25 protein-coding genes are annotated in these 25793 nt (G+C 71.5%); 9 read left to right on the forward strand and 16 right to left on the reverse strand.

What is annotated here, in order from left to right; translation table 11 throughout:
• The first annotated feature begins 26 nt into the window (after positions 1-26).
• Positions 27-650: a superoxide dismutase gene (locus GKS42_RS13980; RefSeq protein WP_154794373.1), complete on the forward strand. Its 624-nt coding sequence runs from the start codon at positions 27-29 to the stop codon at positions 648-650.
• Positions 651-873: 223 nt separating this feature from the next.
• On the opposite strand, the gene GKS42_RS13985 is transcribed toward GKS42_RS13980, so the two are convergent.
• From GKS42_RS13985 to GKS42_RS14010, 6 genes are all read right to left on the reverse strand, one after another.
• The gene (locus tag GKS42_RS13985) at positions 874-1314 is read right to left on the reverse strand and encodes a cytochrome c oxidase subunit 4 (protein WP_154794374.1); all 441 of its coding nucleotides are present in this window, start codon (positions 1312-1314) and stop codon (positions 874-876) included.
• A complete protein-coding gene (gene ctaD / locus GKS42_RS13990) occupies positions 1311-3098 on the reverse strand; it encodes an aa3-type cytochrome oxidase subunit I (RefSeq protein WP_154794375.1) in 1788 nt (595 codons plus the stop codon). Before ctaD ends, GKS42_RS13985 begins: the two co-directional genes overlap by 4 nt.
• A complete protein-coding gene (gene ctaC / locus GKS42_RS13995; RefSeq protein ID WP_435529624.1) occupies positions 3098-4033 on the reverse strand; it encodes an aa3-type cytochrome oxidase subunit II in 936 nt (311 codons plus the stop codon). Before ctaC ends, ctaD begins: the two co-directional genes overlap by 1 nt.
• A 148-nt stretch (positions 4034-4181) precedes the next feature.
• Positions 4182-5150 (reverse strand): FKBP-type peptidyl-prolyl cis-trans isomerase, encoded by a 969-nt coding sequence (locus GKS42_RS26935; protein WP_154794377.1) that lies wholly within the window; start codon positions 5148-5150, stop codon positions 4182-4184.
• 102 nt (positions 5151-5252) lie between these two features.
• Complete coding sequence (gene erpA / locus GKS42_RS14005; protein WP_154794378.1) at positions 5253-5606, reverse strand: iron-sulfur cluster insertion protein ErpA; 354 nt, start codon at positions 5604-5606, stop codon at positions 5253-5255.
• 118 nt (positions 5607-5724) lie between these two features.
• Entirely contained in the window at positions 5725-7059 is a 1335-nt protein-coding gene (locus GKS42_RS14010) for a glycerate kinase (protein ID WP_154794379.1), read from the reverse strand.
• On the opposite strand from GKS42_RS14010, the gene GKS42_RS14015 reads away from it, so the two are divergent.
• From GKS42_RS14015 to GKS42_RS14025, 3 genes are all read left to right on the forward strand, one after another.
• Positions 7028-7621, forward strand: a complete 594-nt coding sequence (locus GKS42_RS14015; protein WP_168217838.1) for a DJ-1/PfpI family protein — start codon at positions 7028-7030, stop codon at positions 7619-7621. The genes GKS42_RS14010 and GKS42_RS14015 overlap by 32 nt on opposite strands.
• Positions 7622-7660: 39 nt before the next feature.
• The gene (locus GKS42_RS14020; protein WP_231955763.1) at positions 7661-8254 is read left to right on the forward strand and encodes a DUF3043 domain-containing protein; all 594 of its coding nucleotides are present in this window, start codon (positions 7661-7663) and stop codon (positions 8252-8254) included.
• A 95-nt stretch (positions 8255-8349) separates the two neighbouring features.
• Positions 8350-9363 carry an aldo/keto reductase family protein gene (locus GKS42_RS14025; RefSeq protein ID WP_154794381.1) on the forward strand — a complete coding sequence of 338 codons (1014 nt, stop codon included), beginning with the start codon at positions 8350-8352 and terminating at the stop codon, positions 9361-9363.
• Here the strand turns inward: GKS42_RS14025 and GKS42_RS14030 are convergent.
• The 3 genes from GKS42_RS14030 to GKS42_RS14040 all read right to left on the reverse strand — a co-directional run bounded on the left by GKS42_RS14030 (position 9330) and on the right by GKS42_RS14040 (position 12411).
• Positions 9330-10574, reverse strand: coding sequence for an NAD(P)/FAD-dependent oxidoreductase (locus GKS42_RS14030; protein ID WP_232847671.1), 1245 nt, complete (start codon positions 10572-10574; stop codon positions 9330-9332). The genes GKS42_RS14025 and GKS42_RS14030 overlap by 34 nt on opposite strands.
• An 82-nt stretch (positions 10575-10656) precedes the next feature.
• The gene (sigJ, locus tag GKS42_RS14035) at positions 10657-11610 is read right to left on the reverse strand and encodes an RNA polymerase sigma factor SigJ (RefSeq protein WP_154794382.1); all 954 of its coding nucleotides are present in this window, start codon (positions 11608-11610) and stop codon (positions 10657-10659) included.
• Positions 11611-11634: 24 nt separating this feature from the next.
• Entirely contained in the window at positions 11635-12411 is a 777-nt protein-coding gene (locus GKS42_RS14040; protein WP_154794383.1) for an NAD(P)-dependent oxidoreductase, read from the reverse strand.
• Positions 12412-12507: 96 nt separating this feature from the next.
• Here GKS42_RS14040 and GKS42_RS14045 point away from each other — a divergent pair, with 96 nt between their 5' ends.
• Positions 12508-13179 (forward strand): TetR/AcrR family transcriptional regulator, encoded by a 672-nt coding sequence (locus GKS42_RS14045; RefSeq protein ID WP_154794384.1) that lies wholly within the window; start codon positions 12508-12510, stop codon positions 13177-13179.
• Between the two features lie 12 nt (positions 13180-13191).
• Here GKS42_RS14045 and GKS42_RS14050 read toward each other — a convergent pair whose 3' ends face one another.
• The 3 genes from GKS42_RS14050 to GKS42_RS14060 form a co-directional block, all read right to left on the reverse strand.
• Positions 13192-14217: a quinone-dependent dihydroorotate dehydrogenase gene (locus GKS42_RS14050; protein ID WP_154794385.1), complete on the reverse strand. Its 1026-nt coding sequence runs from the start codon at positions 14215-14217 to the stop codon at positions 13192-13194.
• A 240-nt stretch (positions 14218-14457) separates the two neighbouring features.
• A complete protein-coding gene (locus GKS42_RS14055) occupies positions 14458-14889 on the reverse strand; it encodes a hypothetical protein (RefSeq protein WP_232847672.1) in 432 nt (143 codons plus the stop codon).
• The gene (locus tag GKS42_RS14060) at positions 14886-15242 is read right to left on the reverse strand and encodes a hypothetical protein (RefSeq protein ID WP_154794387.1); all 357 of its coding nucleotides are present in this window, start codon (positions 15240-15242) and stop codon (positions 14886-14888) included. Before GKS42_RS14060 ends, GKS42_RS14055 begins: the two co-directional genes overlap by 4 nt.
• Positions 15243-15327: 85 nt before the next feature.
• Between GKS42_RS14060 and GKS42_RS14065 the strand changes: the two genes are divergently transcribed.
• The 4 genes from GKS42_RS14065 to GKS42_RS14080 all read left to right on the forward strand — a co-directional run bounded on the left by GKS42_RS14065 (position 15328) and on the right by GKS42_RS14080 (position 21431).
• Positions 15328-16830 (forward strand): leucyl aminopeptidase, encoded by a 1503-nt coding sequence (locus tag GKS42_RS14065; protein WP_232847673.1) that lies wholly within the window; start codon positions 15328-15330, stop codon positions 16828-16830.
• Positions 16831-16947: 117 nt separating this feature from the next.
• The gene (gene lpdA / locus GKS42_RS14070; protein ID WP_232847674.1) at positions 16948-18333 is read left to right on the forward strand and encodes a dihydrolipoyl dehydrogenase; all 1386 of its coding nucleotides are present in this window, start codon (positions 16948-16950) and stop codon (positions 18331-18333) included.
• 25 nt (positions 18334-18358) lie between these two features.
• Positions 18359-20287, forward strand: a complete 1929-nt coding sequence (gene sucB, locus GKS42_RS14075) for a 2-oxoglutarate dehydrogenase, E2 component, dihydrolipoamide succinyltransferase (RefSeq protein ID WP_154794390.1) — start codon at positions 18359-18361, stop codon at positions 20285-20287.
• A gap of 241 nt (positions 20288-20528) precedes the next feature.
• Positions 20529-21431: a TIGR01777 family oxidoreductase gene (locus GKS42_RS14080; protein WP_154794391.1), complete on the forward strand. Its 903-nt coding sequence runs from the start codon at positions 20529-20531 to the stop codon at positions 21429-21431.
• Between the two features lie 17 nt (positions 21432-21448).
• Here GKS42_RS14080 and GKS42_RS14085 read toward each other — a convergent pair whose 3' ends face one another.
• From GKS42_RS14085 to GKS42_RS14100, 4 genes are all read right to left on the reverse strand, one after another.
• Positions 21449-22786: an NAD(P)/FAD-dependent oxidoreductase gene (locus GKS42_RS14085; RefSeq protein ID WP_154794392.1), complete on the reverse strand. Its 1338-nt coding sequence runs from the start codon at positions 22784-22786 to the stop codon at positions 21449-21451.
• 100 nt (positions 22787-22886) lie between these two features.
• Positions 22887-24365 carry a protein kinase domain-containing protein gene (locus GKS42_RS14090; RefSeq protein ID WP_154794393.1) on the reverse strand — a complete coding sequence of 493 codons (1479 nt, stop codon included), beginning with the start codon at positions 24363-24365 and terminating at the stop codon, positions 22887-22889.
• Positions 24366-24432: 67 nt separating this feature from the next.
• Positions 24433-25413: a hypothetical protein gene (locus GKS42_RS14095; RefSeq protein WP_154794394.1), complete on the reverse strand. Its 981-nt coding sequence runs from the start codon at positions 25411-25413 to the stop codon at positions 24433-24435.
• On the reverse strand, positions 25410-25760 hold the full coding sequence (locus GKS42_RS14100; RefSeq protein ID WP_154794395.1) for a PadR family transcriptional regulator: 351 nt from the start codon (positions 25758-25760) through the stop codon (positions 25410-25412). Before GKS42_RS14100 ends, GKS42_RS14095 begins: the two co-directional genes overlap by 4 nt.
• Positions 25761-25793: the final 33 nt, after the last annotated feature.

Below are 25793 nucleotides of genomic sequence, written 5' to 3' on the forward strand. Positions count from 1 at the left end.
TGCGCCGCACCGACCGGGAGGACCACATGGCTCAGTACACGCTTCCTGACCTGCCGTACGACTACGCCGCTCTTGAGCCCCACATCTCGGGCAAGATCATGGAGCTGCACCACGACAAGCACCACGCCGCCTATGTGACCGGTGCGAACGCCGCGCTGGACAAGCTCGCCGAGGCACGCGAGAAGAACGACTTCGCCGCGGTCAACCTGCACGAGAAGAACCTCGCGTTCCACCTCGGTGGCCACACCAACCACACCGTGTTCTGGAACAACCTCTCCCCCGAGGGCGGTGGGCAGCCCGACGGCGAGCTCGCCGAGGCGATCAAGGACCAGTTCGGTTCCTTCGAGGCCTTCCAGGCGCAGTTCGCTGCGAACGCCAATGCGATCCAGGGGTCCGGCTGGTCTGTGCTCGCCTGGGACAGCATCGGCCAGCGGCTCGCGATCTTCCAGCTCTTCGACCAGCAGGGCAACATCCCGGTCGGGATCATCCCGCTGCTGCTGCTGGACATGTGGGAGCACGCCTTCTACCTGGACTACCTCAACGTCAAGGCGGACTACGTCAAGGCGTTCTGGAACATCGCCAACTGGCAGGACGTGGCCGCCCGCTTCGAGCGCGCGCGCACCCAGACGGCGGGTCTGATCGTCCCCTGACGTTCAGCGCAGGCACGTAACGGCGGGCCCACACCGGAGAGATCCGGTGTGGGCCCGCTTCGGCATTGTGCGTCGGCGAGGGACGCGGCCTTCGCCGAGCTGCACCAGGTGGATCGCGGGTGTCCCGCTGCGCACCCCGGGCTCCCCTTGTCTCTGTAGCATGCGAAAGGGTCCGTACCGATCTCGGTACGGACCCTTCGGCGAACGTGGGCTCAGGCGCCGCTCAGTGGGCGTGCTGTCCGCGACTGAACTCCAGGACCTGGCCGACGAGGCCGATGACGCCCAGTGCCACTCCGATACCGGCCAGCCACCAGCCGACGGCCACGCCGAGGAACACCAGGGCAGCGGCGATCCCGAGCACGAGCGGCCACCAGCTCCACGGGGAGAACACACCGTAGTCGGAGTCGGCCGTGACCTCGGCGTACGGGTCGTCCTCGGGGCGTTCGTCGATCCGCGACCCGACGCGCCACAGATAGACACCGACCATGCCCCACATGCCAATGATCAGACCGAGGGCCATCGAACCGATCGGCTCCCAGTGGGACCAGAGTCCGTACAGCAGGAAGACCGGCACGAAGAAGACCAAGCCGAGGAGGAAGAACCACTTCTCCACCCCGAGCGGGGAGTTCTTCTTGGCACTCTTGGGCGTGTGACCCCTGCTCACTTGTCCGTCCCTTCCTGCCGCTGCCGGGCTGCTCGCTCGTCGACCTGGGCCTTGTGGCCGGCCATCTCGGCGTTGCCGTAGATCTGATCGAGGATGTCCTTGTCCGGTTCCGCGTGATCGAGCGCGGCGACCTCCGGGTGGTGCAGGTCGAAGGCGGGACGCTCGGACCGGATCCGGGGCAGGGACGTGAAGTTGTGCCGCGGGGGCGGGCTGGAGGTGGCCCACTCGAGCGAGGCGCCGTAGCCCCACGGGTCGTCGACCGTGACCAGCGGCGCGTGCCGCCAGGTCTTGTAGACGTTCCACAGGAACGGCAGCGTCGACAGCGCCAGCAGCACCGAGGAGACCGTGGAGATCTGGTTGAACAGCACGAAGTCGGGCTCGGGCAGGTAGTCCGGGACCCGGCGCTGCATCCCGAGCACGCCGAGCCAGTGCTGGATCAGGAAGGTGCCGTGGAAGCCGATGAACAACAGCCAGAAGTGGAGCTTGCCGAGCTTGTCGTCCAGCATCCTGCCGGTGAACTTCGGCCACCAGAAGTAGAACCCGGCGAACATCGCGAACACCACGGTGCCGAACACGACGTAGTGGAAGTGCGCCACCACGAAGTACGTGTCGGTGACGTGGAAGTCCAGCGGTGGGCTGGCCAGGATCACGCCGGTGAGGCCACCGAAGAGGAATGTGGCGAGGAACCCGATGGACCACAGCATCGGCGACTGGAACGTGAGTTTCCCGCGCCACATCGTGCCGATCCAGTTGAAGAACTTCACACCGGTGGGCACCGCGATCGCCATCGTCATCACGGAGAAGAAGGGCAGCAGCACCTGGCCGGTGGAGAACATGTGGTGGGCCCACACGGTCACTGACAGGCCGGCGATCGAGATGGTGGCGAAGATGAGGCCCTTGTAGCCGAAGATCGGCTTGCGGGAGAACACCGGCAGGATCTCCGAGACGATGCCGAAGAACGGCAACGCGATGATGTAGACCTCCGGGTGTCCGAAGAACCAGAACAGGTGTTGCCAGAGCATGGCCCCACCGTTCTCGGCGGCGAAGATCTGGGAGCCGAGGATCCGGTCGGCGCCGAGCCCGAACAGGGCGGCGGCGAGGATCGGGAACGCCATCAGCGCGAGCACCGAGGTGAGCAGGATGTTCCAGGTGAAGATGGGCATCCGGAACATCGTCATGCCCGGGGCCCGCATGCACAGGATCGTGGTGATGAAGTTGACCGACCCGAAGATCGTGCCGAAACCGGTCATCGCCAGACCCATGACCCATAGGTCACCACCGAGGCCGTCGGAATAGGTCGCGTTCGACAACGGCGCGTATGCGAACCAGCCGAAGCTCGCCGCACCCTTCGGGGTGAGGAAGCCGGCGCAGGCGATGATCCCGCCGAACAGGAACAGCCAGTACGCGAACATGTTCAGCCGCGGGAACGCCACGTCCGGGGCACCGATCTGGAGCGGCACCAGGACGTTGCCGAACCCGACGAACAGCGGCGTCGCGAACAGCAGCAGCATGATCGTGCCGTGCATCGTGAACAACTGGTTGTACTGCTCGGCGCTGCTGACGATCTGCACGCCCGGCTCGAACAGTTCGGCCCGGATCAGCAGCGCGAGCACGCCGCCGATGCAGAAGAAGATGAAGGAGGTGATCAGGTACAGGTACCCGATCGTCTTGTGGTCGGTGGACGTGACCCACTTGATGACGGTCCGACCGAGCTTCTGACGCTCAGGGGGAAGGCCCGGCACCGTCTCGACGTGCGCCTGCGGCGTGTCCTCGATGGTGGCCATCAGTGGTCAGCTCCTTCTTCGGCGCCGGTCAGGTTCGCCGGGTTCTGCCGGTCGTACTCCGGACCCAGCTGGCCGGTCTGGCCGGCCTCCTCCAGCTCGGCCATGTGCGCGTCGAACTCCGCCTGGGAGACGACGGCCACGTTGAACAGCATGTAGCCGTGGTACTGGCCGCACAGCTCGGCGCACTTGCCGAGCCACTCGCCCTCGACGCCCGGGGTCACCTGGAAGGTGTTCACCTCGCCGGGCAGCATGTCGATCTTGTACAGGAACGCCGGCACCCAGAACGAGTGCGCCACGTCGCGGCTGCGGATCGTGAACTCGACCGTCTGGTCGACGGGCAGGTACAGCGTGGGCAGTTCCTCTGTCACGGCCATGTCGCTGAGGTCCAGCGCGGCCGGCTCACCGGAGTCCCACACGTCGGCGTCCTGGTAGTTGAAGTCCCAGGACCACTGCCGTCCGTACACCTCGATGTGGACGTCGGCCTCCGCGGAGGTGTCGGTGATCTCCTCCTGCAGGGTTGCCGTGTAGTAGAACAGCACGCCGACCATGACGATCGGAACGAAGGTGTAGAGCAACTCCAGCGGTAGGTGGTAGCGCAGCTGCACGGGCAGGCGGTTGTCGTCCTTGCGCTTGCGGTAGACGATCACGCACCAGATGAGCAGCCCCCACACGAGCACGCCGATGATGAGCGCGGCGATCCAGGAACCGGTCCACAACGCGACGACGTCGTCGGTGTGCTCGGTCATGCCGGGGACCGTCGGCATCCAACCGCGACCCACCTGCTCGGCGGAGCAACCACCCAGAACTGCGGCGGTAACGAGCCCGACCACGCCGAGCGCCGCAGCGCGGCGTTTCGGGTGTCGAGAAGAGGGCGATGACACGATCTTCAAGCCTTCCGACGTCACAACGATCTGCAAGTTCGGCCGCGTGATCACTAGGTTTTTTGGACACCTTCAGGGTGTCCGTCACGAAGTTCTCACCAGCCTCGCCCACCCTATCCCCAACGGGCCGGTGCGTGCGTCAGGACCCGCTCGGATGGACGCCCCAGGGTCGGATTCCGGGGGCGTCCGTCGAGATCGTCGCTCAGGCGGTGCCGAGCACGTCGATGACAGCGGCGCTCGCCGGAGCCTGTTCGGTCGCCGGTGCCAGCACCAGCACCCGTGAGCCCACCGGCACGTCCAGGGTGGCGTCCACGATCGTGCCCTGGCCGGCGAACGCCGAGAACGGGCCCTCCGGGTCCGCGCCGTCCCAGCCCCAGCTGGAGCCGGTCCCGCTGCCGTCCCAGTACGAGAACGCGTACGCGACGGCGACGCTCTGCTGGCTCGCCACGGGCTCACCGGTGCCGGTGGCCAGGACGATGACGGTCAGCTCGGTCGGCTCGGCCGCCCCCTCGGCGATCGTGAACGTCACCGGCTCCCCCAGTGCGCCGTCGATGACGACCGGAGCGTCGGCCGCCTCCGGCGTGGGCTCCGCGTCGGCCTGGCCGGCGTCGCCCGGGTTATACGTCTCGACCAGGTCGATGATGAACACGATGGTGTCCTCCGCGCCGATGCCCGCGTCCGGGTTCCCGCCCTGCGGCCCGTAGCCCAGGTCCGGCGGGATGCTGATCAGCAGCCTGGAGCCCACGGCATGGCCGGGGATCCCGTCGGTCCAGCCCTGGACCACCTGGGTGAGCCCGAACATGCTCGGGGCGCCGCGGCTGTAGGAGTCGTCGAACTGGGTGTCGGAGCCCCAGACGATGCCGTAGTAGTTCGCGGTCACGACGGCGTTCGGCTCCACCACGGGTCCGTCGCCCTCCGAGAGGACGTCGACCTGCAGGCCTTCGGGCGGAGCGCTGTCGGGGAACGTGAAGTTCGGGGACTCGCCGAACTGCCCCGAGGCCTGCGGCATGCCCTCGCTACCCTCGGTGACCTCGGCGCCGCCGCTCTCGGACTGCGACGGCGTGGGGTCGCCGCCGTCGTCGTCGCCGCCGGAGCAGCCCGCGAGGAGCAGGGCGGCCGCCGTGGCACCGGCGATCAGGAGCGGAAGGGGACGGCGGCGGGACAGACTCACGTGGATGGGCTCGATTCGTAGTTGGTCGGGTCGGGGACAGCAGACGGCTGCGCCCCTCGTCCGCTGCGGACGAGGGGCGCAGCCGTTAGTTCCGGGGGCGGCTCAGTGGAACGAGTCGCCGCATGCGCAGGAGCCGCCGGCGTTCGGGTTGTCGATCGTGAAGCCCTGCTTCTCGATCGTGTCCGCGAAGTCGATGGTGGCGCCGGTGAGGTAGGGCACGCTCATCTTGTCGACGATGACCTCGACGCCCTCGAAGTCCCGGACGGCGTCGCCGTCGAGGTAGCGGTCGTCGAAGTAGAGCTGGTAGATCAGGCCGGAACAGCCGCCGGGCTGCACGGCCACGCGCAGGCGCAGGTCGTCGCGGTCCTCCTGGGACAGCAGCGACTTCACCTTGGACGCGGCGAAGTCGGTCAGGGCGACCTCGTGCTCGAGGGTCTCGGTGGTGGTCTCGGTCATCGTCATCTCCGATGTGGTGTGCCCGCCGGACACGGTCGCCGGCATTCTCCTCAGTGGTAACGCACCGATCGGGCGAAGTTGTTCCCGCGTCCGCTCATGGCGTCCAGACCAGAGTACGTCACCTGCCCCAGGAGCGGGCCACCCGGTCCCCGCGCGCCCGCAGCGCGGACAGTGCGTCGGTCCTGTCGACCTCGGTTCCGCCCGTCGGCGACAGCGGCGTGTCAAGAACGGGGTACGCGGCGCTGATGCCGACCCGGGCGAGCTCGCGCCGGTTCACATGGACCTCGTGGGCGATCGCCACCACGGGCAGGCCGTGCGTCATGGCACGGCTGCCGACGGCGGCCGGAACCCCTTCGTGGAGGGCGTCACCGTCGAGGACGGCCGTGCCGGTCACGACGAGATCCGCGTCGGCGATCCGGTCGTCGAGGCCGACCTCGGTCGCCACCACGTCCGAGCCGGCGAGGACCCGTGCCCCGAGCAGGGCCAGGGCGAACGCGAGCCCGCCTCCGGCCCCGGAGTACGTGGCCCGGCGGGCCGGCGCGGGCCGCTCCGCATGCCGATGGCCCGCATGTGCACGCGCACCTGCGAGCAGGTCGCTCCCGGCGCCGGAGCCGCGCGTGGCCGCACCATCGGCGGCACGGGCCGCGGCCTCCTCGAGGTCGGCGGCGAACGCGGCCACGTCCCGTTCGATCGCCTGGGCGTCGGCCGCGTCGATGCCGGGTCGTTCACTCAGGGAGGCCCCGGCGCCGTGCAGGCCGAGGAGCGGGATGTCCGTGGCCGCGGCCACGACGATCTCGGTACCGGCCAGGGCGCGGCGCAGCGCGGGCAGCCGCGCCCCGAGAGCGGCGCCCTCGGTGGGCGCGGCGCCGCCCGACTCCCCCACCAGGTCGGTGAGCCGACTCAGGAAGCCTGCTCCGCCGTCGTGCACCGCGACGGCGCCCACGCCCAGCACCACGCGGCGCGCGCCCGTGCCCAACGCACCCACGAGCAGGTCCGCGGCGGCGGCGCTCGAGCCGCCGCGCGCGAGGGTCAGCGGGTCCGCGGCGGTGCCCACGCCGTCGAGCGCCACGGAGGCCTCGGCGTAGGCGGTGCCGCCGCTGCGGCCGGGCACGTGCAGCACGGTCGCCGGTCGGTCCGCGACCCCGACCGCGCCCGGCAGGGTGAGGGCCACCAGGTCCCCGCCCCGAGCGGCGTGGACGGCCTCGACCAGGCCGGCTCCGCCGTCGCTCATCGGCACCCCGACCACCTCGTGCCCCCGCTCGGTCCAACCCTGGGCGAGGGCGGCCGTGGCCACCCGGGAACTCAACGGGCCACCGAAATGGTCGGGGGCGATCACGACGCGCACCCGGTCAGTCTCCCAGGTGCGGATACCCACCTGGCCCCACTGGGCGCCGGCCACGGTTGGTGGGATCATCGGGTCCGTGACGACGGCCTCACCGATCCGGGTGGGCATCCTGGTCTTCGACGGCGTGGACGAACTGGACGTGGTCGGCCCGCACCGGGTGCTCAGCACGTGGGGTGCGCGCAGTGCGCTGCGTCCGGACGTGATCCTGTTCTCCCACGACGGGCTGCCGGTGCGGTCCTCGACCGGCCTGCACCTGGTGCCGGCCGGGGATGCCGACGACGCCGGCACCATGCACGTGCTGATCCATCCCGGCGGGCCGGGGGTGCGTCGCCTCACCCGCGACCGCGAGCACCTGGCCTGGTTGCGGCGGACCCGGCCGGGCACGGCCCTGCTGGTCGGCGTCGGCAGCGGGAGTCTCGCGCTGGCCGCCGCGGGGCTGTTGGCCGGCCGGGCGGTCGCCGCGCACCCGGACTCCCGGCGGACGCTGCTCGGGCTCGAGCCGAGCGCGCTGCTGGACGTCGGCGCGACCACCCTGGACGACGGCGACCTGCTCACCTGCACCGGTGGTGTGCACGGGATCGACCTGGCCCTCGCCGTCGTCGAGCGGTACGAGGGGGCACCGATGGCCGCCCTGATACGCGGGACCCTCACCTTCGACCCGGGGCCGTGACCACGTCGGCAGTGGCACCTGTCCGCCTCGACTAAACTCATGATCGTGTTCGGACGCAAGAAGGACGAGGAAGCCCCCATCGTTGAAGAGATCGAGGCGCCTCCATCCGGTAAGGGACGGCCCACGCCCAGACGGAAGGTCGCTGAGGCCGCCAACAAGCGTCCCCTCGTGCCGACGGACCGCGGCGCCGCCCGCCGGGCCGAGCGCGAGAAGATGAACGCCGCCCGCGCCCGGATGAACGAGGCGATGATCACGGGCAAGGAGGAGGACCTCCCCGCCCAGCACCGCGGCCCGGTGCGCCGGTACGTGCGTGACTACATCGACGCCCGGTTCAGCCTCGGCGAGCTGTTCCTGCCGCTGTCCGGCGCGATCGTGGTCATCCTGCTGATCTCCACGTTCAACGCGAGCTGGGCCGCGATCGGCGTCACAGCGATCCTCGCGCTGTACGCGATCGTCGCGATCGCACTGGTCGACGCCCTGATCGCCGCGTTCCGGGTGCGCCGCCAGCTGCGCGAGAAGTTCGGTGAGGACCGCGCCAAGCGGACCATGATGTATACGGTCATGCGCGCCTTCCAGCTGCGCCGCACGCGCATGCCGAAGCCGCAGGTCAAGCGCGGCGAGTACCCCCGCTGACCCCGGCTGCGCATCCCGGCCACTGACGCCGGGCACGGTCGTGGCGGAGCCGCGCCGTGGTCGGCGGGCCGTCGGGTCGGTCATAGGATCGTGAGATGCATTTTCGATACCTCGGCAACTCCGGCCTGAAGATCAGCGAGATCACCTACGGCAACTGGCTCACCCACGGCTCCCAGGTGGAGAACGACGCCGCGACGGCGTGTGTGAACGCCGCCCTGGACGCGGGCATCACCACCTTCGACACGGCGGACACCTACGCCAACCTCAAGGCCGAGGAGGTCCTCGGGGACGCCCTTGCCGGGCAGCGCCGGGAGTCCCTGGAGATCTTCACGAAGGTCTACTTCCCGACCGGCCCGAAGGGCCCGAACGACACCGGCCTGTCCCGCAAGCACATCATAGAGTCGATCAACGGCTCCCTGCGCCGGCTGCGCACCGACTACGTGGACCTGTACCAGGCACACCGCTACGACTACGAGACGCCGCTCGAGGAGACGATGCAGGCGTTCGCCGACGTGGTCCGCTCCGGCAAGGCGCTCTACATCGGCGTCAGCGAGTGGACCGCGGAGCAGCTGCGCGCCGGGCACGCGCTGGCGAAGGACCTCGGCGTCCAGCTGATCTCCTCCCAGCCGCAGTACTCGATGGTGTGGCGGGTGATCGAGGAGAAGGTGGTCCCCACCAGCGCCGAGCTCGGCATCTCCCAGATCGTCTGGTCCCCGGTGGCGCAGGGCATCCTGACCGGCAAGTACCTGCCCGGCTCCCCCGCGCCGGAGGGCTCCCGGGCCGCCGACGACAAGGGCGGCGCGCAGATGATCTCCGGGATGCTCGGCCGCGAGGAGCTGCTCCGCCGGGTCCAGGACCTGCGCCCGATCGCCGAGGAGCTGAACCTGACGATGGCCCAGCTCGCGGTGGCCTGGGTGCTGCAGAACGACAACGTCGCCGCGGCGCTGATCGGGGCGTCCCGGCCGGAGCAGGTGGCCGAGAACGTCGCCGCCTCAGGGGTCACCCTCGACCAGGCCGTGCTCACCCGGATCGACGAGGCCCTCGGCGACACCGTGGTCCGCGACTCCGAGAAGACCTACAGCGTCTCGCCGAAGTCCCGGCTGGTCTGAGCCGCGACCGGCTCGTCACGAGCCGAACGCCCGCTCGACGGCGTCGCCTGGCCCAGGCGGCGCCGTCGCGCCGGGTAGGGCAGCGGTGCGCCGCGCCCGACCAGTCCGGCCCCCCGGCAGATCATCTCCTTGTACCGAGCGGCGAACCGTCCGGTCAGGGCGAAGGATCGGGCGCGGTCGTCGGAGGTCACCAGCTGGATCAGGCCGTCGCGCCGACCGAGGCTGATGCACTGCTGCACGTAGGACAGCGGGATCCGCGGCGCCCCGGCCCCGGTCAGCTCGGCCACGATCGAGTCCGCTGCCCGCCAGGCCATCGGGATGCCGGACGCGCAGGACATCCGCAGCAGGTTGTCCTTGGGTCCACGGGCCTGACCGGCGTCGCCGACGGCGTAGACGCCGGCGTGGGAGACCGACCGCATCGCGTCGTCCACCACGATCCGCCCGCGGTCGGTGACGGTCAGAGCCGATGCGGCCGCGATCGGGTGCGCGGTGAACCCACCGGTCCAGACGGTGACGTCGGCGCCGATCGCGACGGCGTCGGTGGTCACCACGCCGGCCTCGCCGACGCCGGCCACGTCGGCGCCCTCGTGCACCGTGATGCCGAGCCGGCCGACGACCCGGCGCAGGTGCCGTCGCCCCGCGGGCGAGAGCCAGTCGCCGAGTCTGCCGCGCGCGGTCAGCGCGACGTCCAGGTCCGGCCGGGACTCGGCGATCTCGGTGACGGCCTCGATCCCGGTCAGCCCGCCCCCGACCACCACCACGCGGCCACCGGGCCCGAGCGCGGCGAGGCGCTCGCGCAGCCGCAGCGCGCCCGGCCTGCTCGCGATCTCGTGGGCGTACTCGGCCACGCCGGGCACACCGCCGTCGTTCTGGGCGCTGCCGAGCGCGTACACGAGCGTGTCGTACGCGAGCGAGTGCTCGCCGTCGGGCTCGGCGAAGGAGACCGTCCTGGCCTCCACGTCCACGGAAGCCACCCGGCCCACGCGCACCCGCACGCCCGATCCGGTGAAGGCGTCGCGCAGCGGGAGCGGCCGCAGGTCCGCACCCGTCGCGAGCTGGTGCATCCGGACGCGCTCGACGAAGTCTGGCTCCGCATTGATCAGGGTGATCTCGACGTCGTCGGCGTGCAGTCGGCGGGCCAGTCGTCCGGTCACGGAGGCACCGGCGTAGCCGGCGCCGAGGATCACGATCTTGTGCTTCATCGGCTTCATGGGAGCAGCTCCTTCGGGTGGGTTGTCCCTCCTGAACCGGGTGCGCCCGCAATCCCTGACACCTGCGGGGAGGTGATGTGGTTCACAGTCCGACGTCGATGGGCTCCCCATGCTCGGTCTGCGCCCACCACCGGGCCGCCCGGCCGAGCTTGTCCGGGTTCACCTGGCTGAGCACCGCGTCGACGCCGTCGTCGGTCAGCTCCAGGATCATCACCCCGACCACCCGGCCGTCCACCACGACCATGGCCGCCGGGCTGCCGTTGACCACCGCGGCGAAGAACTCGGGCTTGCCGCCGAAGATGGCGAACTTCGCGTCCGTCCGTCGGAACAGCCCGCGCAGGAACTTCGCCACCGTGGCGGCACCGGAGAAGGCCTTGCGCCGCGCCGGGATCCGCCCACCGCCGTCGCCCGCGCCCAGCACGTCCGCCGTGAGCAGCCGCACGAGCGGCTCGGTGCGGCCGCTGGCAGCGGCGGTCAGGAACTCCTCGACGACCTCCCGCGCGGCGACCCGGTCGACGGCGGTGCGGGGCTTGGGCACGTCCAGGTGCGCCCTCGCTCGGTGCAGTACCTGCTGACTGGACGCCTCGGTGATGTCGAGGATCTCGGCGATCTCGGCGTGCGGGTAGCCGAACGCCTCCCGGAGCACGTACACGGCTCGCTCGTTCGGGGTGAGCCGCTCGAGCAGGGTGAGCACCGCCGTCGAGACGGACTCGCGCTGCTCCGCGGTCTCGGCCGGGCCGAGCATCGGGTCCCCGTCCAGGACCGGCTCCGGGAGCCACTCCCCCACATAGATCTCGCGCCGGGCCCGGGCGGACGTCAGCATCGTCAGGCACAGGTTCGTGAGCACCCGGGTCAGCCAGGCCTGCGGCACCCGGATCCCCGAACGGTCGGCGCCCTGCCACCGCAGGAACGTCTCCTGAACGGCATCCTCGGCCTCGCTGGCCGATCCGAGCAGCCGGTACGCGATCGCCTCCAGGCGACCCCGGAAGTCCTCGAACAGCTCAACGTCCTCCGCGCGCAGCGGTTCTGCGGTCATGGTTCGAGACTACGACGGCGGAGCTCAGGTCGACGAGGGAGCGTCCCCGGTCGGTCGGGGCTCGGGCCGGGCCGGCTCGGCCGGAGCCGCCTGCGTCGGAGCCGCACCGGCAGAGGCGAGCGCGCTCGGCGTGAGACGGCCGACGATCGCTGGGGCCTGGCGGATCAGGTCCTCGTCGGTGAGAGCGGCGACCATGAACAGCGCGAAGTCGGTGCGGCGGGTCCGGTTGGACTCCAGCACCGGGTCGCCGACGTGTCGGCTCCACACCGGCAGACCCTGGCTCTCACCCTCCTCCAGGTCGCTGCCTCGGACGACGGTCCAGGCCCGGTCGCTCGCGAAGATCCGACGGCACGCCTCCACCTGGTCGTCGATGTCCACCGCTCGCACCGCGCGGGACAGCACGGTCGCGACCCGGAGCATCAGTCGGAAGCCCCGCGAGTAGGAGTCCCGGCCGTCCATGGTGATGTGCCAGCCGCACGAGAAGATCAGCCGCGCGTCGGGCTCGGCGTGGTCGAGGACCGCCTGCGCCGTGCCGGAGGAGTAGCCGTGCACACCCCACGGCACGAGCACCGTGAGCACCCCGTCGCACCCGTCGACGGCCGTGGCGATCACCGCGGCGTCGTTCGTCTGCCCCGGCACGATCGTGATCCGGTCCGCGAACTCGGCGAGCTTGTCGACGCTGCGCTCACGGCACACGCCGACCACCTCGTAGCCCCGGTCGAGGGCATGCCGGATCAGATACTGCCCGAGTCTTCCAGAGGCCCCGATGATGCAGACCCGCCTGATCCGGTCGCTGCCCATGTCGCTCTCCTGTCGCTCCGGTGCACCTACTTACGTTGTAAGTAACGATAGGCTTACGATGTAAGTACGTCAAGGGTCGAGGGAGAGGAACCTGCGATGGCCGAGCCGACTGCACGTCGCCGCGCACCGAACCGGCGCGCGCCGCTCACCCGTGAGCGCGTGATCGCCGCCGCCATGGCCGTGGCCGACGAGAAGGGCGAGGCCGGGGCAACCATGCGCGTGATCGCCGCGAGCCTCGGCGTCGAGGCGATGTCCCTGTACAACCACGTGCGCGGCCGCGACGACCTGCTCACCGGGATGGTCGACGCCGTGTTCGCCGAGATCGACCTGCCCGATCCGGGCGCCGCCTGGCGGCCGGCCATGCGGGAACGGGCCCTCTCCGCGAGGGCCGCGCTGCGCCGTCATACCTGGGCAGTGGCCCTGATGGACTCTCGCAGCGAACCCGGGCCGGCGACCCTGCGCCACCACGATGCCGTGCTCGGCGTGCTGCGGTCGAGCGGGTTCTCCGTGGCGATGGCCACGCACGCGTTCTCGCTGATCGACAGCTACGTCTACGGGTTCGTCCTGCAGGAGCAGGGCCTGGCGGCCACCGCCGAGGAGGTCCACGACACCGCGAGCGCGATCATGGAAGCCCTCCCCACGGACGCCTATCCGCACCTGGCCGAGGTCGCCGCCGCGCACGTCACGCAGCCCGGTTACGACTACGCCGCGGAGTTCGAGTTCGGGCTGGACGTGATCCTGGGCGCGCTCCGGCCGGACGAGGGCTAGCGGCGAGCCTCGTCAGCCCTGCCCGAGCGCCCGGTTGATTCCCCCGGGCCAGGTGGCCCCGCCGTAGATGAACGCCGTGTAGGCCTGGAGGGCATTCGCCCCCGCGGCCAGGTAGGCACGGGCATCCGCGGGGGTGGAGATGCCGCCGACACCGATGATCACCTGGTCCTCGGCGAGCCGGGCCCGCACCCGGGCGACCACCTCGATGCCACGTTCGCGCACCGGCGGGCCGGACATGCCGCCGGCGCCGAGCTCGTGCTTGATGGTGGTGTTCACCGCGACCACGCCGGCCAGACCGATCTCCCGGGCCAGGTCCGCGACCGCGTCGACGTCGGCGTCGGCCAGGTCCGGCGCGATCTTGACCAGCACGGGCACCTCGCGCGCCGCGGCGGCCCGGGCCGTCTCCAGTACGGCGACCAGGATCGGCCGGAGCGCCTCGGTCTGCTGCAGGTCCCGCAGGCCCGGGGTGTTCGGTGAGGACACGTTCACGACGATGTAGTCCACGTACGGGGCAAGGGCACGGGCGGACGTGCGGTAGTCCGCGACCGCCTCGGCGGCCGGGGTGATCTTGGACTTGCCGATGTTCGCCCCGAGCACGAGCCGGCGCCCGTGCGGGGTCCTGCGGAGCTTGCGCAGCCGAGTCGCGGCGGCCGCGGCCCCGGCATTGTTGAAGCCCATCCGGTTCACCAGCGCCTTGCGCTCCGGGATCCGGAACAGGCGCGGCCGGTCGTTGCCCGGCTGGGCGCGGGCGGTGACGGTGCCGATCTCGACGAACCCGAACCCGACGGCGTCCAGCCCGGCCGCCATCGTCGCGTCCTTGTCGAAGCCGGCGGCAAGCCCGAGCAGCCCGGTGGTCGGCCGGCCGAACAGCCGCGGTGCGGGGCCCTCCGGCGCACGGCCGAGCGTGAGGCGGACCGCGTCCCGGAGCACCGGGGTCCGCCCGAGGATCCGGAACAGCGTCGCAGCCCCGTGGTGCGCCCGTTCCGGGTCGACCTTGGTGAGCAGATTGTCGAAGACGAAGCGATACGGGCTCGGCACGCCCTCACCCTACCGATCCCGGGCCACCCCTGACCCCGGCCCGGAGCCACGGCACCCATTCCACTGGCGCGAAACGCGAGTCACGCCCCCACCCACCCGCATCTCACGTCAGGGGAACGCCAGCGCCACCGGCTCCGCTGACGCGAGATGCGGGTCACGTGCGGACCAACCCACCTTTCGGGTCAGCGGAGGTCGGCACGGACATGTGGGCACGGGGGCGCGCACCGGCCGGCAGAGGCCTCAGCCGGCGGCGATCCGGGCGGGGCTGGACCGCCACATCCAGAACAGTCCGAGGATCGGCAGCACCAGCGGGACGTAGCCGTACCCCTGGCCGAAGTTCGACCAGACGGTGTCCCGCGGGAAGTACTCGGGGTGCAGCACGCTCAGGGTTCCGACGGTCAGCACCCCGACCAACTCGAACGAGACGGTGATCCAGCCGACCCGGCGCATCCGGCGGCCGTTGTGCGCCAGGGCCACGGTCGCCAGCACGTAGACGACCGCGGACAGCGCGGACAGGGAGTACGCCAGCATCGCCTCGGAGGAGTCCCGGATCAACTGCACGGTCGCCCGGGCCGTCGCGGCGAGGGCGAAGATCCCGTAGACGAAGATGAGGACCCGGCCCGCCCCGTACGCCGGGCGCCGGGTGTCCTCCACGTCCTCAGGGGCCGTCACGACGTCATCCATACCTGGTTCACCCGCATCTGCATCACGATCAGGACCGCCGCGGCCACGGCCAGCACCACCGAACTCCACCGGCTGCGCTCGGCGAACGCCACCACCGCGGCGACCGGCATCATCACCAGAGCCGTGATCAGGTAACCCCAGAAGGTGACCGGGTCGCCGAGTTCGTGCCCGCCGCCGAGGCTCACGCCGGCCACGATCATCTGCGCGATCAGCGCGACCTCGATCACGCCAGCCCCGATGAGCTGGTTGAACGTCACCGAGGTGTTGCGCACGGCAAGCACCAGGGCCCAGACCGCCAACACCAGGCAGCAACCCACGATGATCCATGACACGACAGGCACATCGTGCAGGGTAGTGCCCGCCCGGTCATCGACCCGCATCCGCGCCGTTTCGCCCGCGAGCCGCGGGACCTCCTACGATGGGCGGGTGACCGAACTAGTGCTGAGTTCCTCCGACCCTGCCCGCCTGGCCACCGACGCCCTCGTGATCGGGATCACCCCCGACGGCACGGGTGCGCGCCTGCTCGGCGCCGACGCCCTGCCCGGCCCCGTCCGCGCCGCCCTGGAGAGCGCGATCGGTGTCCTCGGCCTGAAGGGCACCGTCGACGAGGTGACGAAGATCCCGGCCGGCGACGGCGTCAAGGCGTCGTTGCTCGTCCTGACCGGTCTCGGGGTGGTCACCTCGGACAGGAAGTCCGACGGCGCCCCCACCCCGGAGAACCTGCGCCGCGCCGCGGGCGCGGCCACCCGCCAGCTCGCGGGCACGGCCGCCGTGGCCCTGGTGCTTCCGGCCGACGACGCGGCCCAGGCCGCCGCCGTCGCCGAGGGTGCCCTGCTCGGCGCCTACACGTTCGGTGACTACCGCGGGAACCGTGCGGGCGCCGCTGCCGCCGTGGCGACGATCACCCTGGTGACGCCGTCCGCGCGCAAGAGCACCGCGAAGGACGCGGTGGCCCGCGCGCGGGTGCTCGCCGCCGCGGTGCACGACACCCGGAACCTCGTGAACGCGGCCCCGAACGACCTGTACCCGCAGACGTTCGCCGACCACGCACGGGCCCGGGTCAAGGGCACGAAGGTGAAGATCACCGTGCTCGACGACGCCGCGCTGCGCGAGGGGGGCTACGGCGGGCTGATCGGCGTGGGTCAGGGCTCGGTCCGGCCGCCGCGACTGGTCAAGCTCACCTACGCGCCGGCCCGGGTGAAGAAGCACTACGCGCTCGTCGGCAAGGGCATCACCTTCGACTCCGGCGGCCTGTCCATCAAGCCCGCGAAGTCCATGGAGACGATGAAGTCGGACATGGCCGGCGCCGCCGCCGTGCTGAACACCGTCCTCGCCGCCGCCGAGCTCGCTCTGCCGATCAAGGTCACCGGGTGGCTCGCCCTGGCCGAGAACATGCCGTCGGGCACCGCGCAGCGGCCCTCCGACGTGATCACCATCCGCGGCGGCAAGACCGTCGAGGTCCTGAACACCGACGCCGAGGGCCGCCTGGTCCTGGCGGACGCGATCGTGGCGGCCGGCGAGGAGAAGCCGGACGCGATCATCGACATCGCGACCCTGACCGGCGCCCAGATGATCGCCCTCGGCAACCAGGTCAGCGCCGTGATGGGCTCCGACGACGTCCGCGGCGCGGTCATCGGTGCCGCCGAACGGTCCGGCGAGCAGTTCTGGCCGATGCCGCTGCCGGAGGAGCTGCGCGCGTCCATGAAGACGCCGATGGCGGACCTGGCGAACATGGGCGAGCGCTACGGCGGCATGCTCGTGGCCGGGCTGTTCCTCCAGGAGTTCGCCGGGAGCACGCCCTGGGCGCACCTGGACATCGCGGGCCCGTCGTTCAACGAGGGCGGGCCGCGACACTACGTGCCCAAGGGCGGCACGGGCGTCGGGGTGCGCACTCTGCTGAGCCTCCTCGAGGACGCGGCGGGCGCCTGAGGTGAGCAACCTCACGGGCCCGGTCGCGGACCTGGTTGGGTGAGTGTGGAAGACAGTGCCAAGATGGACGGAGCCGGTAAGCATGGCAGCCCCGGCACGGTGGACGAGGAGACACACGTGACGCAAGCACCAGGCGAGGCCTACGACGTCGTCATCCTGGGTGCGGGCAGCGGTGGTTACGCGGCCGCGCTGCGCGCCGCCGAGCTCGAACTGTCGGTCGCGCTGATCGAGTCGGACAAGGTCGGTGGCACGTGCCTGCACCGCGGGTGCATCCCGACGAAGGCGCTGCTGCATGCCGGTGAGCTCGCCGACGAGATCCGCGAGAGCGAGCAGTTCGGCGTCAACTCGACGTTCGAGGGCATCGACATCAACGGTGTGAACTCCTACCGCGACTCCGTGGTGGCCCGTCTGTACAAGGGCCTGCAGGGCCTGGTCTCCTCGCGCAAGATCGACGTGATCAACGGGTACGGCCGCCTCGTCGGGCCGGACACCGTCGAGGTCGACGGGCGCCGGGTCACCGGCCGCAACGTGGTCCTCGCCACCGGCTCCTACGCGAAGTCGCTGCCCGGGCTGGAGATCGGCGGCCGGGTCATCACCTCCGAGGAGGCGCTGACGCTGGACTGGGTTCCGAAGACCGCGATCGTCCTCGGTGGCGGCGTGATCGGCGTCGAGTTCGCGAGCGTCTGGAAGTCCTTCGGCGCGGACGTGACGATCATCGAGGCGCTGCCGCACCTGGTCCCGAACGAGGACGAGGCGCTCAGCAAGGGTCTGGAGCGTGCCTTCAAGAAGCGCGGGATCACATTCTCCCTCGGCGTCCGCTTCGCGGGCGTGGAGCAGTCCCAGGACGGCGTCAAGGTCACCCTCGAGGACGGCACCACCTACGAGGCGGACCTGCTGCTCGTGGCCGTCGGCCGCGGGCCGTCGACGGCGGACCTCGGGTATGAGGATCAGGGGCTGCGGCTCGACCGTGGTTTCGTGCTCACCGACGACAAGCTGCACACCGGGGTCGCCAACATCTACGCCGTCGGGGACATCACTCCCGGGCTGCAGCTCGCGCACCGCGGGTTCGCGCACGGCATCTTCGTGGCGGAGCAGATCGCCGGGCTGGATCCGGCGCCGATCACCGAGAGCGGGATCCCCCGGGTCACCTACTGCCAGCCCGAGGTCGCCTCCGTTGGGCTCACCGAGGCGCAGGCCAAGGAGCAGCACGGCGCGGAAGGCGTGGAGGTCCTCGAGTACAACCTCGGCGGGAACGGCCGCAGCCAGATCCTCAAGACCACCGGCTTCGTGAAGCTCGTCCGCGCGAAGGACGGCCCCATCATCGGCGTGCACATGCTCGGCGCGCGGATGGGCGAGCAGATCGGCGAGGGCCAGCTCATCGTGAACTGGGAGGCCTACCCCGAGGACGTCGCCTCGCTGATCCACGCGCACCCGACACAGAACGAATCGCTGGGCGAGGCCGCGTTGGCCCTGGCCGGTAAGCCCTTGCACTCCCACAACTGACCACCCAAGAAGGAGACACCCGGTCATGTCGCAGTCCGTGCAGATGCCCGCACTCGGAGAGAGCGTCACCGAAGGCACCGTGACCCGTTGGCTCAAGGCCGTCGGTGAGACGGTCGAGGTCGACGAGCCCTTGCTCGAGGTCTCCACCGACAAGGTGGACACCGAGGTGCCCTCCCCCGTGGCCGGCGTGGTCGAGAAGATCCTGGTGGACGAGGACGAGACGGTCGAGGTGGGCGCCGACCTGGCGATCATCGGCGACGGCTCCGGAGGCGGAGAGTCGGGTGACGCTCCCGCGGCTGCTGCCGAGGAGGCGCCCGCAGCCGAGGCCGCCCCCGAGCCGCAGGCCAAGGCCGCCCCCGAGCCGCAGGCCGAGGCCGCCCCCGAGCCGCAGGCCGAGGCCGCGCCGGAGCCGGAGGCAGCCCCCGAGCCTGCCGCGGCGCCAAAGCCCACCGCCGCACCCGCCGCGGCCGATGCGGCCGCCGAGGAGGCCCCGGCACCGTCCGCCGACGCCGGTTCCGGCGACCGACAGGCCGTGACGCTGCCCGCACTCGGCGAGTCCGTGACCGAGGGCACCGTGACCCGGTGGCTGAAGGAGGTCGGCGACGACATCGAGGTGGACGAGCCCCTGCTCGAGGTCTCCACCGACAAGGTCGACACCGAGGTCCCCTCCCCCGTGGCCGGCAAGGTCCTGGAGATCCTGGTGGCCGAGGACGAGACCGTCGACGTCGGCACCACGCTCGCCTACATCGGCTCCGGTGCCGCCGCCCCCGCCGCGGCGTCCGCCCCGGCCGCACCCGAGCCCGAGGCCGCTCCGGCGCCCGAGCCGGCACCGGCCCCGGCCGAGGCGGCCCCGGCTGCCGCGTCGCCAGCGCCTGCCGCTGCGTCGCCCGCACCGGCGGCGCCGTCGCCCGCCCCAGCTCCGGCGGCTCCGACCCCGGCCGCGGCGCCCGCCGAGGCCGAGCCGGCCCAGCCGGAGCCCGCCAAGGCCGAGTCGTCGGAGGAGGGTTCCGGCTCCTACGTGACCCCGCTCGTGCGCAAGCTCGCCGCGGACAAGGGCGTGGAACTGTCCTCAGTCACCGGTTCCGGTGTGGGTGGCCGCATCCGCAAGCAGGACGTGCTCGCCGCCGCCGAGGCCGCGGAGAAGGCCGCCGCCGCGAAGTCGGCCGCAGCCGCCGCTCCCACGGCCGCCCCGGCTCCGGCCGCGCAGGCTGCGAAGTCGACGCCGGCCGTCTCGCCGCTGCGCGGCACCCGGGAGAAGATGACCCGGCTGCGCAAGATCGTCGCGTCCCGGATGGTCGAGTCGCTGCAGGTGTCCGCCCAGCTGACCACCGTGGTCGAGGTCGACGTCACGAAGGTGGCCCGCCTGCGGGCCCGTGCGAAGAACGACTTCGCCACCCGCGAGGGTGCGAAGCTGACGTTCCTGCCGTTCTTCACGCTGGCCGCGACGGAGGCTCTCAAGGAGTTCCCGAAGCTCAACGCCAGCATCGACGGCGAGGAGATCGTCTACCACGGCTCCGAGAACATCGGCCTCGCCGTGGACACCGAGCGTGGCCTCGTGGTCCCGGTCATCAAGGAGGCCGGTGACCTCAACATCGCCGGCATCGCCCGCAAGATCGCCGACCTGGCCGCCCGCACCCGGGCGAACAAGGTCACCCCGGACGAGCTGTCCGGCGGCACCTTCACGATCACCAACACCGGCAGCGGTGGCGCCCTGTTCGACACCCCGATCCTGCTCCAGCCGCAGGTCGGCATCCTCGGAGTCGGCACGATCGTCAAGCGTCCCGTGGTGGTCGCCGACGCCGACGGCGCCGAGGTCATCGCGGTCCGCTCGATGGTCTACCTCGCCCTGTCCTACGACCACCGCCTGGTGGACGGCGCGGACGCGGCCCGGTTCCTCATGTCGATGAAGAGCCGGCTCGAGGAGGGTGCGTTCGAGGCCGACCTGGGCCTCTGACCCACCTCTCGCAGACCAGCAACGCCCGACGGCGGCCGTCCCCTTCGCGGGACGGTCGCCGTTTCGTCTGGTTCGGGTCGGCGGCAACCGGCCCTCCCCTGTCCCGGATCGCGGGTCACGCGCCGACCCACCCGCAGTTCGCGCCAGGGGAAGCCGTGGACGTCAGGGGCACGGGCACGGGCCGGCGACGTTCGGCGGCACGTGCCAGAACATGGCACAGTTCGTCCGAGGGAGGGCCGACATGAACACTGCCGACAGGAACGCCGTGGTGCTGGCCGGGGCGTCCGGGCTGATCGGGACCGCGCTGGCCGACGCCCTGCGGGCAAAGGGCCGCGAGGTGCGGGTACTCGTGCGTCGCGAGCCACGGGCGCCGGGCGAGGTCCGGTGGGATCCGGACTCCGGGCTGTTGCCGGACGAGGTGTTCGACGGCGTCGCCCGGGTCGTGAACCTCGGTGGCTCCGGTGTGGGTGAGCGCCGCTGGACCCCGGCCCGCAAGGCGCACCTGATCAGTTCGCGGGTGGCGGGCACATCGCTGATCGCCACCCGGATCAGCAGGCGCGACGAGCCGATCCGGCTGATCCAGGCCTCCGCCGTCGGGTCCTACGGAGACACGGGCGAGGCCGTCGTCCGCGAGGACCACCCCGCCGGGACCACGTTCCTGTCGGGGCTCTGCCTCTCCTGGGAGGCGGCCACCCAGCCCGCCGTCGACGCCGGTCTGCCGGTCGCCGTGGTGCGCTCCGGGATCGTGCTCAGCCGCACCGGCGGCGCGCTCGGCCGGCTGAACCTCCTGCTGCGGTTCGGTGTGGGCGGCCCGATGGGATCGGGGCGGCAGTGGTGGCCGTGGATCACGCTCGCCGACGAGGTCGGCGCGATCCTGCACCTGCTCGACTCCGACGTCACCGGGCCGGTGAACCTGACCGCCCCCGAGCCGGCCCGCAACGCCGACCTCGTCCGCACTCTCGCGGCCGCGCTGCACCGGCCGGCCGTGGTGCCGGTGCCGGCGTTCGCGCTGCGCATCGCCCTCGGGGAGTTCGCCGGCGAGCTGCTGCAGTCGCAGCGGGTGCTGCCCGGGGTGCTGCAGGCGGATGGGTTCGAGTTCGCACACCCGAGCCCGCAGTCCGCAGCGCAGTACCTGTACGGCTGAGGCACCGGTCGCGCTCGTCAGCGTCGGGCGCGTTCCAGTGCTCGGCGGGCGAACACCTGCTGCTCGGTGACGGTCCGTTCGGACCGGCCGCGGCCGACGAAGCTGATCATCCAGTGCAGCAGCGTCGTCACCTGGGACTTGAATCCGATGATGTACACCAGGTGCACGGCGAGCCACGCCAGCCAGGCGACGAAGCCGGTGAGCCGGATCCGTCCCATCTGGGTGATCGCCCGGAACCTGGAGATCGTGGCCATGCTGCCCTTGTCGTGGTAGCGGAAGGCACGGCCGGTCGGCTCCCCCCGGTGGGTCCTGCGGATCTCGGCGGCCGCGTGCCGAGCCCCCTGGATGGCGACCTGCGCCACCCCGGGCAGGTTGTCCAGGGCGATCATGTCCCCGATCACGTGGACCTCCGGGTGCCCGGGGAGGGTCAGGTCCGCCTCAACCGGGATCCGGCCCTGCCGGTCCACCCGCAGGCCGACCTGATCGGCGAGGTGCCCGGCGAGCGGGTTCGCCGCCACACCGGCCGCCCAGACCTTGGTGACCGCCTCGACCCGCGTGCGTTCGCCGTCGGGCCCCTCGAGATCGAGACCGTCGGCGTCGACGCCGATCACGGCGGTGGACAGCCGCACCTCGATCCCGATCCGTTGCAACGCAGCATGCGAGCTCTCCTGCAGGCGCGGATGGAACGCGCCGAGCACGGCGGGGGCGACATCGACGAGGATCACCCGGGACGCCGCCGGGTCGATGTGCCGGAACTCCCGGCGTAGCGTCCGTCCGGACAGTTCGGCGAGCTGCCCGGCCATCTCCACCCCGGTGGCGCCGGCCCCGACCACCACGAACGTCATCAGTCGTGCCACGTCCTCGTGCCGGCCCTGCGCAGCGGCCAGCTCGGCAAGCTCGAACGCGCCGAAGATGCGCCCGCGCAGCTCCAGCGCGTCGTCGACGCTCTTCAGGCCCGGTGCGAACTCCGCGAACTGCGGGTTGCCGAACCAGGACTGGTCGGTGCCGGCCGCAACGATCAGATGGTCGTAACCGTGGCGGTGCGTGCGCCCGAGGGTGCTGGCCGTGACCATCCGCCGGTCCAGGTCGATGTCGCCGACCTCGCCGAGGATCACCTGCGTGTTGCGTTGCCGGGACAGCACCTCCCGGGTCGCCGGGGCGATCTCGCCGGGCGAGAGGATGCCGGTGGCGACCTGGTAGAGCAGCGGCTGGAAGAGGTGGTGACCGGTCCTCGCGATCAACGAGACGTCCACGTCGGCGCGCCTGAGCGCGCGTGCGGCGAACAACCCGCCGAAGCCCGAACCGATGATGACGACCCGGGGTCGGGTCCTGGTTGCCTGCGATGCGTGGTCCATGGGAATCAGCCTGACGGGCGGAGCGTGAGCTTCCCTCCCCCGGGCGAGGGAACGGCTCGCGCCAGCCTCACTCAGGCGGGTGAACGCCTGCGTGAGCGGGTCAGGGTGCGCATTCGGCCACGTCAGCGATCAGCCAGTCCCCCTCGACGAAGGCGAGCGTGAACTCCAGGCATCGCGGCGGGAGTGCCGCAACGGTCGCCACGCCGCCATCGCCGGCCGCGGTACGCCGGTGTTCACCCTGGGTCAGGACGGCCCGCACCACGGCCTCGTCCCCCGGTTCGCTCACCAGTTCGACGTCGGTCACCGCGGTCGCGAGTCCGGACAACGTGAGTCCCGCCGTCGCGAGCGCCGCGAGGAGGTCGGCGTCGGCTGCGGCGGCGGGCGAACCGGGAACGCTCACCGCGGCCAGCGCCCGTGCGTCCCCCGCCGCCAGCGCCACGTCCCGCGCCGCGGTGAGAGCCGGCACCGCTGCTAGCACGGCGGTCGCGGGCGACCCGCCTGGCGCCGCCGACCCACCGGGCCGGCCGGTCGGACCCTGGGTCACGTCCGGCTCACCGGAGCCCTGCGGATCCGCTGCGACCGGTCCCCAGCCGTTGAGCGATGCGGTGCCCACGAGTGCGCCGAGCAGCATCGCGGCGCAGGCGACCACCCGCCATCGTCGGGATCGGCGGTGCCGGGCCCGGCCGCGCGGGCGGCGGACCGGCCGCCGGACCGTCTCCTCGCGTCGGGCGTGCTCCCGCAGGCTGGCGCCGGCCAGGGTACGCGCGTCCGGCAGGCGCACCGGAGCGACCTCGTGCTCGGCGAGCCGGGTTCGGATGTCCTCGAGGGATGGCCGCCGCCGCGGTTCGCCCGCGGTGAGCTCGCCGATGATCTCGCGCAGCGCCGGACGTTCGGCGTCCGCCACGGCCCACCGGGCGACCGCGCCGATGCTGAAGACGTCCGCCGCCGCGGACGCCTCCTGCCCCGCCCCGACCTCGGGTGCACGGAACCCCTCCGTGCCGGCGTCGGTTCCGGTCCCGCCGAGCAGGTCGACCAGCACCGGCCGGCCGGTGCCGGGGTCCGGCAGAGCTCGTGCGCCGGCCGGCGGATCGGGACGTTGCCGGTGCCGGACCGGCCGCGCGGCCGGGTCCTTCTGACCCAGCGGTGGCGTTCTCAGCAGGATGTTCGCGGGTGAGATGTCACCGTGCACCACCCCGGCGGCGTGCAGCACGCTCACCGCGTCGGCCAGTGCGGCGACCAGGCCGAGCGTCTCGGCCAGGTCCAGGCCGTGCCGCCCGGCGCGCACGGTCGCCAGGGTGGGGCCGTCGATCAGTTCCTGGACCACGGCACAGCGGCCGTCGTCGCGTTCGTGCACCGCGAGCACCCGGGCCAGCCCGGGGTGGTCGAGACCGCCGAGCGCACCGAGCCGACGCCGTCGGGCACGTGCACGATCGTCGCCGACCGGTTCGGACACCCGGATCGCCACCGCGCGCCCGCCGCGCGCCGTTGCCTCGCGAGCCGACCACACCCGCGCAGGCTCCCCGAGTCCGAGCGGTCCCGCCACCTGGTAACCCGGGATCTCCGGCACTGTGCCGCTCATACCTCAAGCAAACACCGGCGTCCGGTTTCCCGCTCCCGCTATCCACAGGCCCCGGCGGCGCTCGGGCCTACCCCGCCAGCAGTTCCTGCCGGGCCCGGCGGGCCTTGACGAAACCGTCGATCGGCCAGACTGCCGCGCCCGCGACGACGCCGACGGCGAGGACCGACGCGACGACTCCTCCCGAGCCCAGTTGCTCCACCGCATCCGCCCAGTCGGTGCGCGCCAGGTACTCGGGATTCAGCAGTCTTCCCGTGGCCAGGGTCGCCGCGATCGGCAGGGCCGCCGCGGCGGCGAGCACCAGGCTTGCGAGCACGAACGGGTAGGACCAGCGCCCGTGGCGCAGGAGCAGGAGCCAGAACGCGAGCTGGGCGACCAGCACGGCGAGCAGGTACCACTGGAGCCAGGCCCAGGTCGCGGGCGCGAAGAACGGCACCGAGCCCGCGCCGTCCGGGGACGGGATCAGCCCGGGCCCGACGAGGATCGCCAGGGCCGCGAGCACGACCAGCACGAGATTGCTCACGACGTCGATGCGGAGCTGGTTGCGTGGGGGCTCGACCACGACCGGAAGCTCGTCCGGCTTCCAGTCGACGACGGACGTGCCGCCGCTGACCCGGTCGATGAAGGCGAACACCGCCGTCGTCCAGAAGGCGAGGTGCACCGTGACGTTGATCAGCACCACGACCGTGCCCCCGTAGATCTCGCCCATGCCTGCGCCCGAGATCAGTTGCGCGAGCACGTACGCGAACGCGACGCACGGCAGCACGATCGCGAGCAGCAGCTTCAGCAGGCGCTTCCAGAGGAGGTAGTGGGCCGGGCCGATGAGTTGCAGCGGCCGGTCGGCGTAGGTGGCCGCGAGTGCGTCAGGGTTGCCGAGCTCGGTGAGCACGTCCAGCTCGGCCGCCTCACGGTCCGCCCCGCCCTCCACCTTCGCGTCGATCGAGTCGCCGATCCGCTCGGCGAGCTCGCTGCGGAACTCAGTGCGCTGCGTCTGCGGGACGCTTCGCGCGGCGGCGAAGAGGTAACGGTCCGTGAGTGTCGGTGTTGTCATGATTCCCCTCTTTGGATCAGGCCGCGCAGAGCGGCGTCCAGTCGATGCCAGTCGTCGGTGAGGACCCGGGCGAGCCGGTCCCCTTCGGGCGAGGTGCGATAGAACTTGCGGGGCCGCGCCTCCCCCGTGCTCCACTCACTCGTGACCAGGCCCTGCTTCTCGAGCCGTCGAAGCAACGGATAGAGCGTGTTCGCGTCCACGTCGATGCCGTCCGCACCCAGCGACTCGAGCAGCGCGTAGCCGTAGTCGGGAGTGCGCAGCCGGAGCAGGCACGCGAGGCCGACGGTTCCCCGGCGCAGCTCCTGCCGATGGCCCGCTTCGATCTCGTCGATCTCGTCCCCGCCCATGGCTCGCACTATACCGTGCGGCACACACTAATG

Source organism: Occultella kanbiaonis, from assembly GCF_009708215.1.
GTDB lineage: Bacteria > Actinomycetota > Actinomycetes > Actinomycetales > Beutenbergiaceae > Occultella > Occultella kanbiaonis.

Bases quoted from the DNA above. Each gene is read 5' to 3' on its own strand.
- GKS42_RS13980 (WP_154794373.1), top strand. From the start codon at position 27: ATGGCTCAGTACACGCTTCCTGACCTGCCGTACGACTACGCCGCTCTT.
- ctaD (WP_154794375.1), bottom strand. From the start codon at position 3,098: ATGGCCACCATCGAGGACACGCCGCAGGCGCACGTCGAGACGGTGCCG.
- erpA (WP_154794378.1), bottom strand. From the start codon at position 5,606: ATGACCGAGACCACCACCGAGACCCTCGAGCACGAGGTCGCCCTGACC.
- GKS42_RS14010 (WP_154794379.1), bottom strand. From the start codon at position 7,059: ATGCCCACCCGGATCGGTGAGGCCGTCGTCACGGACCCGATGATCCCA.
- GKS42_RS14020 (WP_231955763.1), top strand. From the start codon at position 7,661: ATGATCGTGTTCGGACGCAAGAAGGACGAGGAAGCCCCCATCGTTGAA.
- GKS42_RS14025 (WP_154794381.1), top strand. From the start codon at position 8,350: ATGCATTTTCGATACCTCGGCAACTCCGGCCTGAAGATCAGCGAGATC.
- GKS42_RS14030 (WP_232847671.1), bottom strand. From the start codon at position 10,574: ATGAAGCCGATGAAGCACAAGATCGTGATCCTCGGCGCCGGCTACGCC.
- sigJ (WP_154794382.1), bottom strand. From the start codon at position 11,610: ATGACCGCAGAACCGCTGCGCGCGGAGGACGTTGAGCTGTTCGAGGAC.
- GKS42_RS14040 (WP_154794383.1), bottom strand. From the start codon at position 12,411: ATGGGCAGCGACCGGATCAGGCGGGTCTGCATCATCGGGGCCTCTGGA.
- GKS42_RS14045 (WP_154794384.1), top strand. From the start codon at position 12,508: ATGGCCGAGCCGACTGCACGTCGCCGCGCACCGAACCGGCGCGCGCCG.
- sucB (WP_154794390.1), top strand. From the start codon at position 18,359: ATGTCGCAGTCCGTGCAGATGCCCGCACTCGGAGAGAGCGTCACCGAA.
- GKS42_RS14080 (WP_154794391.1), top strand. From the start codon at position 20,529: ATGAACACTGCCGACAGGAACGCCGTGGTGCTGGCCGGGGCGTCCGGG.
- GKS42_RS14085 (WP_154794392.1), bottom strand. From the start codon at position 22,786: ATGGACCACGCATCGCAGGCAACCAGGACCCGACCCCGGGTCGTCATC.
- GKS42_RS14090 (WP_154794393.1), bottom strand. From the start codon at position 24,365: ATGAGCGGCACAGTGCCGGAGATCCCGGGTTACCAGGTGGCGGGACCG.
- GKS42_RS14095 (WP_154794394.1), bottom strand. From the start codon at position 25,413: ATGACAACACCGACACTCACGGACCGTTACCTCTTCGCCGCCGCGCGA.
- GKS42_RS14100 (WP_154794395.1), bottom strand. From the start codon at position 25,760: ATGGGCGGGGACGAGATCGACGAGATCGAAGCGGGCCATCGGCAGGAG.